At 37.5% G+C, this 12,155-nt stretch carries 8 protein-coding genes and 1 pseudogene; 2 read left to right on the top strand and 7 right to left on the bottom strand.

Annotated elements, in window-relative coordinates; genetic code table 11:
• Positions 1-123 precede the first annotated feature (123 nt).
• The 7 genes from AC6H3C_RS23000 to AC6H3C_RS22970 form a co-directional block, all read right to left on the bottom strand.
• On the bottom strand, positions 124-933 hold the full coding sequence (locus tag AC6H3C_RS23000; RefSeq protein ID WP_497517922.1) for a sulfatase family protein: 810 nt from the start codon (positions 931-933) through the stop codon (positions 124-126).
• Positions 934-1,115: 182 nt separating this feature from the next.
• A complete protein-coding gene (locus AC6H3C_RS22995; RefSeq protein WP_497517921.1) occupies positions 1,116-1,904 on the bottom strand; it encodes a 3-keto-disaccharide hydrolase in 789 nt (262 codons plus the stop codon).
• Positions 1,905-1,916: 12 nt separating this feature from the next.
• Positions 1,917-3,239, bottom strand: coding sequence for a Gfo/Idh/MocA family protein (locus AC6H3C_RS22990; RefSeq protein WP_497517920.1), 1,323 nt, complete (start codon positions 3,237-3,239; stop codon positions 1,917-1,919).
• Positions 3,240-3,362: 123 nt separating this feature from the next.
• The gene (locus AC6H3C_RS22985; RefSeq protein WP_497517919.1) at positions 3,363-4,832 is read right to left on the bottom strand and encodes a RagB/SusD family nutrient uptake outer membrane protein; all 1,470 of its coding nucleotides are present in this window, start codon (positions 4,830-4,832) and stop codon (positions 3,363-3,365) included.
• A gap of 19 nt (positions 4,833-4,851) precedes the next feature.
• Complete coding sequence (locus AC6H3C_RS22980) at positions 4,852-8,112, bottom strand: TonB-dependent receptor (RefSeq protein ID WP_497517917.1); 3,261 nt, start codon at positions 8,110-8,112, stop codon at positions 4,852-4,854.
• A gap of 178 nt (positions 8,113-8,290) precedes the next feature.
• Positions 8,291-9,295, bottom strand: a complete 1,005-nt coding sequence (locus AC6H3C_RS22975; protein ID WP_497517916.1) for a FecR family protein — start codon at positions 9,293-9,295, stop codon at positions 8,291-8,293.
• Positions 9,296-9,360: 65 nt separating this feature from the next.
• Positions 9,361-9,936, bottom strand: a complete 576-nt coding sequence (locus AC6H3C_RS22970; RefSeq protein WP_497517914.1) for an RNA polymerase sigma factor — start codon at positions 9,934-9,936, stop codon at positions 9,361-9,363.
• Between the two features lie 723 nt (positions 9,937-10,659).
• Between AC6H3C_RS22970 and AC6H3C_RS22965 the strand changes: the two are divergent.
• A pseudogene (locus AC6H3C_RS22965) lies at positions 10,660-11,280 on the top strand (ASKHA domain-containing protein); the annotation flags it as partial.
• 129 nt (positions 11,281-11,409) lie between these two features.
• Positions 11,410-12,045 carry a vitamin B12 dependent-methionine synthase activation domain-containing protein gene (locus AC6H3C_RS22960; RefSeq protein ID WP_497517913.1) on the top strand — a complete coding sequence of 212 codons (636 nt, stop codon included), beginning with the start codon at positions 11,410-11,412 and terminating at the stop codon, positions 12,043-12,045.
• Positions 12,046-12,155: the final 110 nt, after the last annotated feature.

Here is a 12,155-nt window from a genome sequence, read left to right as displayed (position 1 = left end):
TAACCTTTAGTATTTTTATTATATGCCTGACAAAATAAATTATTGACAACTGGGTTGTTATAAATTCAATTTTCAGTTCATTTATCATCAAAGTGGATTTATAATAATTATATGGCTTACGCATTATTTTCGTTTATTAACATAACTTAACGATGGAATGTATGGAATCAACTGCTCCTTAACTTCACTTCTTACATCTTTTTCCCACAGGGACAGCTTTTCGATAAGTGTTGAAACTATGGTAGGGTTTTGAAATGCAAGATTATTTTTTTCGGCAATATCGTTTGTCATATCGTAAAGGAAGTAATCAAACTTAAAGGCTTCTCCATCTTTCGGTTCTTTAGCCTCAGCAACCAATTTCCACCTACCATCCCGAACTGCCATTCGAGGGCCTAAGGCCCAGTAAAGTGTGCGCTCCGGAAGCTTTTTGCCTCTAATAACAGGCAACAGGCTCACACCATCTAACGGTTTATCCTTATCATTGTATTTTATTCCTGCCATTTCCATTATCGTGGGGAACAAATCCATTCCCATTGCTGTTTGGTCACATACTGTACCCGGTCGAATGACAGAGGGCATATACATTATTCCGCAAACCCGGTGTCCACCTTCAAACATCGAACTTTTAACTCCTTTAAGCACTCCCGCCGAGCCATATTTTGGATTTGGCCCATTGTCTGACATAAATACGACCAAAGTATTACTGTCCAGTTTCATTGCTTTCAGTTTATCCTGCACCTCACCTACACACTTGTCCATATTCTCAATCATATCACGATAAGCTTCTTTTGCAGGACGATTGAATGGTGCTGTCTGCCTTGGCTTTACGTTTAAGAACCTATAGGCGGAATCAGTTGGTCCCTGAATAGGATCGTGGGGACAAGCATAAGCCACATAAAGACAGAAAGGCTTGTCTTTATTATCTGTTACCAAAACAACCTATATCGCCATATCCCAAATCATCGGCCAAGATGATTACAAAATTTGGTGACTTACTTTGCTGAGCATTCGCAACAGGAGTTGAAGCCAACATTCCTAAGCATAATATATATGAATTCTTTCTCATTCAACATGATATTAAATATACTTAGATCAAAAATAATCTCACATAAAAATCAGAGCTCTCTGATCCAGATGTTTCTAAAGCTGATAGCTTCGCTTGGGTCGCCGTGGTCCTGAAGCATAATAGGGCCTTCGCCATGCACCTTTACCTTGGGGAAACCTACATAAGCAGTAGTCCCGTTTATCCTTGTATTGTTTTGAACAAGTACACCGTTGTGGATCACGGTTACATAAGGATAGGTACGATAGGTGCTGTCTTTCTTAAAAGTAGGCGCCGTATAGACAATATCATACACGTTCCATTCGCCCGGCTTTTTCATAGCATTGACCAACGGGGCTGTTTGTTTATACACACTCCCGGCTTGTCCGTTCGCATAGGTTTTGTTTATGTAGTTGTCCAATACCTGTATTTCATAAATTCCTTGCAGTATAACGCCGCTGTTGCCACGAAACTGGCTGCTTCCGGTAATAGATACAGGTACTTTCCACTCCAGGTGAAGCTGAAAATCGCGGTAATGTTTCTTCGTTTCAATACTTCCGGTACCCTTTTTAACGGTAACAACACCGGCTGAAACAATCCATTGAGCTTCTTCTGTTGATTTGCCTTTCCACTTCGAAAGGTCTTTGCCATCGAATAAAATATCAGCATCAGAAGGGGCAGGAATTGGTTCATCACATTTGACAACACCGGGAGTGACAACGACAGGTTGCGGGAGCCAGAACTCCGACATATCATGCTCCATCTTACCGGGTTTAGGAAACTCATCCTGTGCCGATAGAACGTTTGAAGCAGCAATAGCAAAAAACAATGTGTAAACTTTAATAAGATTTTTTGTATTCATAGTTGTACGAGATTAAAATGTTGGAAATTTGTAAGGTGACCTATATCCTGGCTTGATAAGTTTGTCAGCCTCCGGGTTATTAAAGGTTTTATTTGTGTCGTCGTAAGTCAGCACTGCTTTGGTACGGGCAGCAATATTGCCAAAATGAGCATACTTTGCACAGAGGCTGCCATTTTCGATCGTGCAAGGCGTAAGTGGGTTACGTGTTTTTAAGCATTCAACGAAGTTCTTCACGTGATCTTTATGTTCATTACCATCGGCAAATACTTTTTTGTCTTCAATAATGGGGTTTTTCGCTGAATCTAAATTTGAGATCACTTCCCAATCATTACGGTCGGCTACCAAAATACCATTTAATCCTCTAAACGCGACACCATAATTCCGTCCAAAATAATCGCTTTCGACTGTTATATGACTCCAATTGATCAGAAAATCATCAAATTCGTATGATACATTCTGCGTATCAAAAGTCTCTGGACTATTTTCAGGGAAAGCAAATTTACCACCAGTTGCAACAACTCTGTTAGGCATTCCAGTGACTTTCATCCCCCAGAGAGCCATGTCTAAAAGATGAACGCCCCAATCTGTCATAAGGCCACCGCCATAATCCCAAAACATCCGCCAACTTCCGTGAAACCTATTCTTATTAAATGGGCGCACAGTTGTATGTCCCAACCAGGCATCATAATCTATCCCATCAGGCACTTCCGAATCGGGTACGGGAAGAGATAAGGCGGCATACTTAAAATTGGCCCAAACATCTACCTTCATGATCTTACCCAGTTCGCCCGAATTGAGGTAAGTTATCATTTCATTCCAATGCTTTCCGCTTCTCTGTTGTTGTCCAACGTTTACTATTCGATTGTATTTTTTAGCAGCAGCCACCATTGTATCACATTCGGCAATGGAATTGGCAATAGGCTTTTCTATATATACATCCTTACCAGCGGCACAAGAATCAACCATATGCAGACAATGCCAGTGATCTGGCGTTGAAATGACAACAGCGTCGATCTCATTCATTTTCAACATTTCTTTATAATCTTTAAACAATCTGGGATTATTACCCTTTTCTTGTTTTACTAAAGCCGCTGTTTTTTCTAAGTTCTCAGGATCGAGATCGCACAAAGCTATACACTCAATCTCTGGCAATATCAAAAAATCTCTTAAATTGGCATTTCCCATTGAGCGACAGCCAATAAGTCCAATATTGATTTTCCTGATTGCTGTCATATTGTTGATTGCCATTGTCTTTTCTGAAAACAAACTTGGTGTAACAATACCTAAAGCTACTGCAGTAGCAGTAGCTTTAATAAATTTTCTTCTATTTTGCATAGTAAATGATAGTAAGTATTGGCGAAAGCCATCAAAAAAGAATTTGACTATTTTTTTGATGCGTTAATTTGAATGATAACGACACGCACAATATATGTGCGTGTCGTTAATCTAATAAATCAATTAATAACCAGGGTTCTGAACAAGATTTCGGTTGGCATCCATTTCTTGTTGCGGTATAGGCATCAACAGATGTTTTCTAGTTGCATTTACTTTTCCGATTGAGTGAAGGAAATCAAGTGCATACTGTCCATCATCTATGCGGATAATGTCGAACCATCTGTGTCCTTCAAAGGCCAATTCCATACGTCTTTCGTGAATTATTTTCTCTTTTGCTCCGCTTTTAGTCAATCCTGTCAAAGCAGGCAACCCAGCTCTTGCCCTAACCTGGTTTAAAAGAGGTTCGGCCTCTGCCGTTTTGCCTAGTTCGTTTAAGGCTTCAGCATGCATCAGCAAAACATCGGCATAACGTAAAACAGGGAAATTTAGAGGATTACTGTCATATGTTGGAGCTTCGGCTTTTGTCACCAAAAACTTTCTTGTACTATAACCTGTCGTTGAATATGCGGGGTCATAAGCTTTACCACCAAAATCCGGACATCCTTTATACAATATTGTCACATCTTTCCTAAGGTCACCTGGTTCATACGAATCCACAAACTCTTGTGTGGGTTGCATCCAACCCCAACCTCCAGAGACCATGCCTGAATTTCTAGGCCCCATGAAGCAACTAACCCAAGAAGACTGATTTTCGTCATTCCAAAATCCTTTACCTGCACCGGCCACATACTGAATTTCGAATATTGATTCAATTGAGTTCTCAGTAGCTATACTGAAATTATCTTTATAGTTTGCATTTAAGGCATAACCCAAATCGGTAACTTGTTGACAGAGAATAGGCACTTTATCAAAATTCCCCAAAGTAAGGTGAACTTTTGCCAGTAAGGCCAAAGCAGATCCTTTTGTTGCCCTGCCTAAGTCGGTACTAGAATATGATTTTTTTGTAGGGAGGAGATTAATCGCATCTTCCAAGTCCTTTACTATCTGCTCATAAATAATTTTCTTATCGGTTCTTGCTGGAAATAGATCATCCCCAGGAAATTGCGGTTTAGTTAAAAGGGGGACGTCGCCAAAAACCCTCACAAGAATAAAATAATACAGAGACCTTAAAAATTTGGCCTCCCCTTCTATCCTATTTTTTAAGTCATTATTAATATTCATACCAGGAAGCTTATATAGCAAATAGTTACATCTTAAGATTCCTGGAGATGGACCCCGCATAATATCTAACAGTGCTGGATTATTGGTAGTGGTAACTTGACTTGCGATGTCTTTGGTGTCCCGCCCATCTTCTCCTCCTCCTGCTCCAACAATCGCATCGCTAGGCCATATATCAGTTGTCCACATGCGAAAGTTATACAGCTTTGGCCATTGCAATGGTTGGTAAGCCCCATTTATTGCAGCAATGGCATCTTCTTCTGTTTGATAGAAGTTTTCCGTGTTAATACTGTTGTGAGGTGATTCAGTAAGAAAATCCTCTCCACATGCAAATGCTATAATAGCTAATATTATAATAAATATACCTTTTTTCATCGTGACAATTTATTTAAGATTAAAACCCTAGATTTAGACCTATACTGATTGTCCTGGTAACAGGATAAGTATTGTCGTCAATACCGTTTGATGGCACCTCAGGATCAAACCCTTTATATTTGGTTAGCGTAAGAAGGTTTGTTCCTGATATATACACCCTGGCAGTCCTTAATTTGGCTTTTTGACAAATAATACCTGGAAGGTTGTAGCCAAATGAAGCATTTTTCAACCTGATATAAGATCCATCTTCAAGAAACCTATTTGATGCCCTTGCATTTTTGTTTGGATCATTAAGTACAGCCCTTGGCATAGAGTTGCTTGTTCCTTCACCTGTCCACCGATTAAGAGTAGCAGTAGTTTGATTAAGAGTAATATCCATACCTTCGTTCCATACCCTGTTCGCATTGTAAATATCATTTCCAGTTATTCCCTGCAAAAAGATATTTAAGTCAAACCCTTTGTATCTAAATGTATTGTTTAAAGCGAAGATTAATTTTGGGTTAGGATCTCCGATATAGGTACGGTCTTTATCATCGATTATTACATCATTGTTTAAATCTTTAAAGCGAATATCACCTGCTGACGTACGATTGTATGGGTCATTCCCAGGCATCTGTACTGCGTGATTATCAACTTCTTGCTGAGTCTGAAAAACACCATCGGTCACAAAACCATAAAATACGTTAACAGGTTGTCCATAAGCAATTCGAGTTACCCAACTGTTATAATTCACTCGTCCTCCTATCAAAGGTACAGAGTCGTTGAGTGCCAAAACTTTGTTTCTATTATACGAGATATTGAAATCAGTCGTCCATTTAAGATCACCTTTTAGGTTGTCTGATGATACCGTGAGCTCAATTCCGGAATTTCGTATTTCTCCAGCATTTACAAAAGGCGGGTTTTGATCTGAATAACCTGTGAATAAAGGCACAGACATGGGAACGAGCATATCGTTGGTCCTTTTCGAATAGGCATCGATTGATATAGATAGACGTTGATTCAAAATTACTGCGTCAATCCCAATGTTAGTTTGGCTCTGCGATTCCCATTTCACATTCGGGTTTGGCATTGCAAAAGGTACAACTGCATTAACTACAACATTATTGAAATTATACACAATAGGTTTCAGGTTAGCTGCAAATGAATATAATCCTATCTCTTGGTTACCTGTTACTCCATATCCTACACGGAGTTTCAGATCATCGATAATTGGGTTATCTTTGAGAAACTCTTCTTCTGAAATTCGCCAAGCAAATGAAGTAGAGGGGAAAATTCCCCATTTGTTTTTCTTGCCGAAACGTGAAGAACCGTCACGCCTAACTGTTGCAGTAAAAAGGTATTTGTCAGCAAATGAATAGTTCAATCTCCCCATATATGACATGAGCGACCAATCTGTTGTATTCCCGTTTACCCGTGGATCATAGGATCCATTGCCTAATTCTTTAGTCAGATCACTTGCAAATTTTTGAACACTTCCACTAATAAACGAGTATGTATTACTTTGGGCACTTGTGCCAATCATAGCGATAATTTTGTGTTTATCAGAAATGGTCCTGCTATAATTAAGGGTGTTGTCCCAGTTCCAGGTAATACTTTTGTTATACGATTGTGCTAATGATGAATACGGTTGCGGAATAGGTTTCCATTCATATTTTGGTGACCAGGTTTTTGTATCCCAAAAGTGAGCCTCAATCCCAAAACTAGACTTAAACATCAATCCGGGAAAGATGTTAATCTCTGTGAAAGCTGCACCCAACATATTATATCCTTTTGTCGTGTTATCAACCAAACGTGCTTTGCCAATAGGATTTGTTGTATCACCATACCAATCAGGTCTACCTTTGGGACCGGTGTAAATACCGTTTTCATCTATGATTTTCTGTGTTGGTAAAGCGTTCATAGTGTTTTTGATGTTGTAATCCCCTCTAGTTTTTATGTCATTATTAAGGCTGATCATATTTCCAAACTTAACGCCTTTTAAAAGTTGTGTTTCTGAATTTAACTTTACAGTAAGCCTTTTGAAGCCAGTTTCCAATACAATACCTTCTTGATCAAGATAGCTACCTGAGACATAGTATGTAGTTTTATCATTCCCACCAGAGTATGAGAGTGAGTAATTTTGAATAGGCGCTGGATTAAATAGTTCTCCAATCCAGTCTGTCCCATTTCCTAATGATTGCGGATTGGAAAAATCAGGGTTTTGATCAACCCCTGCATTGAGTAGCATCTCATTATGTAATTTTGCGAACTGACTGGCATTTAACAGTGGAACCTGTTTTGCCATGCTTTGTACAGCTGAATAAAAACTAAAATTTATTTGCCCCTTATTAGCTGTTCCCATTTTAGTAGTAATGATAATTACGCCATTTGCACCACGAGATCCATAAATTGCTGTTGAAGATGCATCCTTAAGTATTTGAATGGATTCAACATCATCCAAATTAAATTGGTTCAATCCCCCATTAGTCGGTATTCCATCCACAACTAATAATGGATCGTTATTGTTAATTGTCCCAGTTCCCCTAATCCTAATGGCTTCGTTACTCCCAGGAGTACCTGATGATATTATTTGTACACCTGAAGCCCTTCCTTGAAGAGCAGACCCAATACTTGTGGCAGCGATTGATTTTAAGTCCTCTGCTTTTACTGAACTCACAGATCCGGTCAAATCGCTCTTTTTCATAGTTCCATATCCAATTGCAACAACTTCCTCAATGCCAATCGCCTCATCTGCAAGGGTAATATTAATAGTTGTTTTAGTTCCAACTGAAATTTCTTGCATTTTCATTCCAACAAATGAAAACTGTAAAATCGCATTTTCAGGAATTTTCAGAAGCGAATACTTCCCATCCATATCCGTAATTACGCCAGTTGTAGTTCCTTTAACAACAACTGAAACACCAGGAAGGCTTCCGCCTGTTGAGTCGGTAACTTTACCTGAAACAGATTTTTGCTGTTGAACATTTGTAGATAGTTCGTTTTCCTTAGAGGAAATAATGACATAATGATTGATAACACGGTAAGAGAGATCTGTGTTCTCAAGTGCCTTATTTAGAACATTCTCAATCGAGGCGTCATCGACTGAAATATTTATACGCTTTTCAGTATTAATGTTGGATACGTCATAAGCGACTTTCAAATCAGATTGTTTTTCGATCTGTTCAAAAATTTCGATCAAATTTACTTTCTCTAACCTAAAAGTTAAATTCTTAGATTGAGAATAGGTTCCTGTAGCAAATGAAACCAAAGTTACAGTCATCAAAATGAATAATACTTTCATAATTCTGCATGTTCTTTCCCATGGGACAATATTTACCCATGAAAAAAATTTGTTGTTTTTTTTCATAAATTTGTGATGAATTAAGATTAAACGTTTTTAATAATGTTTAAGATTCCGGGGGAAGTGGTAGGACACTTCCCTTTTTAGTTCAGCCAGCAAGTTTCTATCATAGGCAAACTTATTTTTGATTTTTAGTTATGTAAATTTTATTCTCTTTTGTTGAACACTTTGCACCAACAGCAGTCTCGATAATTTCAAGTAATCGGCTAAGCTGTTCACCTTCCTGAAGTTTAACAGTTAATTTATTTTCTCTAAAATCTTCAGGATTATAAATAACCTCAACACCATACCATTTTTCAATTTTCCGTGTCAGTTTGTAAAAATCATCGTTAATGAAAATCAACCGATTATCTTTCCATCCAATTGCAGCTTCTTCGTTTAATTTAGAATTAGTTATTTTGTGAGACAATTTTGAATAAGACAAAACATTTCCAGGAACTAATTGAAATGATTTGCTTTCACCTTTGAGAATCACATTAATTTTTCCTTCTACTAGGGATGTTTCAATAAATGGTTCATCATTATAAGCGTTTACGTTAAAATGAGTTCCTGTTACTCTTACATCCAAAAAGGGAGTATGAACGAAAAAAGGCTTCCCAGTATTTTTTATAACTTCGAAATATGCTTCTCCACTTAAATCAATCGTCCTGTTTTTTTTATTGAAATCTGAAGAATAACGGATGTTTGACCCGGAATTTAACCACACCGTACTGCCATCAGGTAATTCAACCTTGGCTTTTTGTCCCAGAGGTGCTTCCGCAGTATAAAAATCTTCTTTAACAGAAGGATTATATAGTATGTATATTGAAATTCCTAATATTAGCGGGATGAATAATGCTGCAGCAATTCGATGATAGTAATGAGAGAGATTTACTACCTCATGATAAAACTTATATCCATTTTTTTGTTGGACTTCGTATTGGCTGATTTTTTGTCTTAGCTTATCGTAACTGATTTCAATGTCATCAAATGGAGCAGCGTCCCAATTAGTGGAAAGCCATTGGTTTATTTCTTCCCGATAAACATTATTCACAAATATCTTTTTCATTGCCCTTAATTCTGAAGCTGAAATGGGTTCACCGAGAATAAACTTTTCAAGTATTGCCCGCGCAATTTGATTCATTTTGTACCTTTTTACTCTTAAGTACGAAAAATGAACAAGCTTCCGTGACAGGAGAGGAAAAATAATTAAAAAATGAGGAGCATAAATATGCTTATTTTCTTTAGTTCATCTCTAAAGTATTGCAGAGTCCGTCTAATTTGTGTGTCAACTGTATTTTCAGAAATGTTGAGTTTCGAGGCAATCTCTCTGTACGAAAAGTCTTCAAGACGGTTCATCATGAAAATTTTCTTTCTTTTTTCAGGGAGTTTATTCAAAATGGATTTAAACCAAGTCTGTAATTCTTTTTCTTCTATTTTTATGTCAGTTTCATTTATCCCAAAATCATAAGAGAAAGAACTATCATTTAAATAAACAGAATGTTCAATATTTTTTCGCAGTTCATCAATAACAATGTTACGCGCAATCTGAAAGAGATAAGGGCCAAACGGACGATTAGCATCTAATTTTTCTTTATTGATCCAGATACGAAGGAATATTTCATGGACGGTTTCTTCCAAATCAATTCGTGGAGGAATGGAACGCTTAATAAAATTACCTACTTTACCCCTGTAACGGTAAAACAGGATTTCAAAAGCCATTTCATCACCTGTTGATAGTCTTTGGATTAACCTTTTCTCATCTATGTTCTTTTGTTCTTTCAAAACAAAAAGTCTATGTTGGCACAAATCTAATAAAAAACTCTAGTACATGACAAAAATATAAACAACTGATTATCAGCAAAAATAGATTTAAAATATTTACATAAAATCCTGAATATCAATATTTTACAAGAAATCACCACATCTTGAAGTAAGTTAAGACACCCAGAATAGCGTCTAAAAGTAGTGAATTAGTTTCCATTTTCCATGAACAATCAGGTTGGAACCTGGCACGTGTTAAGTTCTTTGTTTTACTGATCAGTGCACTCTGTTGGTTTTAACCCAAATTACGCATTGAAAGTAAAAAATGAATTCAAAAAACTTCTGTAACCTTTATCACATATAGGATACAGCAATTTTATATTTATATAATGTCTAATGCTACGAATTAGAAAAATATATGGTTAAAATAATCTATATCAGTAATTTAAATTTCAATATTTTGCTATTGCGTAATTTGGGTTTAAGATGTTAGCTATGCTTTGATTGTAGCGCCAATATCAGTTCGTCTCTAAGGAGAATACAACGATTTATGGCTGCATATCTTCTTAATACAGATTTGATAGCCGATAGATATTCAGGTCAATACCTCACAAACCACCTTTCTGCCTTGCTATGGACAGGACGAATTAGAAGTTTGGACAGCAGAATATCAACGTATTGATGATCGCAGTTGTTTATCATGAGGTTGCTTTCCCTCTTTTGTTTAGGTGATTTGGTAACAAAAATCAGATTGTTTGCGCATCAACGGCAGCTGGTCCAGCATTTGAAGGCGCTAACATATCAATGGGCATGGGGGCTGTTACCGGCACTATTTCTTCTTTTAGCCTTGACGCAGAAAAAATAGAAGCTCATGTTATCGGGAATACCTCACCCAAAGGGATTTGCGGTAGTGCATTGATTGATTCGGGTGCAATTCTGCGCAGTTTGGACAAGATTGGATTATTTGGTGAAATTAATTCGGGAGAAGACCACATTAAACTGATCGGGAAAATTAGACTGACACAAAAAGACATCAATGAATTTCAGATGGCTAAAGCCGCAATTACAGCAGGGCTGACCATCCTTGCCAACAGATTATCAATCCCGCTTTCTGATATTCAACAGGTATATATTGCCGGGGGACTCGGAAATTATATCAACCTGGAACATGTTTCTGAATTGGGAATGATTGAACTTCCGGAAGAAAGAATATACAAAATGGGAAATACAGCCCTGATTGGGGCTAAGATGTTCCTGTTTTCTGATGAAAAAATTATCAATGAAATTCTGGCAAGAACCAGGCATATTAACCTGGAAGGTGATCCAAATTTTCAGGATATTTATGTGGATAAAATGTTGTTATAATTTTAAAAGTCATTTTAGGAATTAACGATTCACCTTGGGATTGGTAAATCCGTCAAATTCCAAAAAGAACAGGAAATATTCAGTGATAGAATAAAAAAACTCAAAAGAAATCGAAACCCATTGCTATCCATGATCAAAGAATATAATTTCAAATTCGATGAACTGGTCATCAGCCAAAAGGAAATCAGTTCAGTGTTGGGTTATGGAGATGATCCATTGCCAGCACCGTTTGATGAATATGTAAAAATGGCCCTGTGTGATGCAAAATACCTGACGGATATCCGAAGCGTATACCGAATCTTTGATGATGCAGAAATAGATTATAAAAAGTACAGCTTACTGGCAGGAAAACAGGAATTCAACTTGGGCAAGGCTGTTTGCAGTGAGTTAAAAGGTACTGCCCGGTTAGCCTTTTATGTCTGTACTGCCGGCAAAACTATCAGTGAGAAATCGGCAAGTTTGCTTCGGGGCAATGACCCTGTTTTAGGCTATGTTTATGATATTTTGGGCAGTATTATTACTGAAGCTACAGGTGACCGGATGCTATCTTTCCTTAAAAGTGAAACTGAGATAAATGGTGAGCGTTTGACTAACCGTTACAACCCTGGATATTGCCAGTGGCCCGTATCAGACCAGCATAAACTTTTCTCCTTCTTCCATGAAAATATTTGCGGTGTTTCACTTACCGATTCGTCATTGATGTATCCGGCAAAATCAATCAGCGGAGTTGTTGGAATAGGTAAAAATGTGAAATTCCGTAAGTAGTGTCTTTAAGAAAACTACCCGTTTTTTTCGAAAGGTGTACATAATTATATGTAATCGGCTTGTTTTTTCGGTTACTACCACTAAATTTTTTAGCCTATTAATTGGTTGCC

The sequence above is a fragment of the Gaoshiqia sp. US2 genome, assembly GCF_059705485.1.
The sequence above is the reverse complement of the archived record's forward strand: the minus strand, read 5'-3'. Positions and strand labels throughout refer to the sequence as shown.

Bases quoted from the DNA above. Each gene is read 5' to 3' on its own strand.
- AC6H3C_RS22995 (WP_497517921.1), bottom strand. From the start codon at position 1,904: ATGAATACAAAAAATCTTATTAAAGTTTACACATTGTTTTTTGCTATT.
- AC6H3C_RS22960 (WP_497517913.1), top strand. From the start codon at position 11,410: ATGATCAAAGAATATAATTTCAAATTCGATGAACTGGTCATCAGCCAA.
- AC6H3C_RS22990 (WP_497517920.1), bottom strand. From the start codon at position 3,239: ATGCAAAATAGAAGAAAATTTATTAAAGCTACTGCTACTGCAGTAGCT.
- AC6H3C_RS22980 (WP_497517917.1), bottom strand. From the start codon at position 8,112: ATGAAAGTATTATTCATTTTGATGACTGTAACTTTGGTTTCATTTGCT.
- AC6H3C_RS22975 (WP_497517916.1), bottom strand. From the start codon at position 9,295: ATGAATCAAATTGCGCGGGCAATACTTGAAAAGTTTATTCTCGGTGAA.
- AC6H3C_RS22985 (WP_497517919.1), bottom strand. From the start codon at position 4,832: ATGAAAAAAGGTATATTTATTATAATATTAGCTATTATAGCATTTGCA.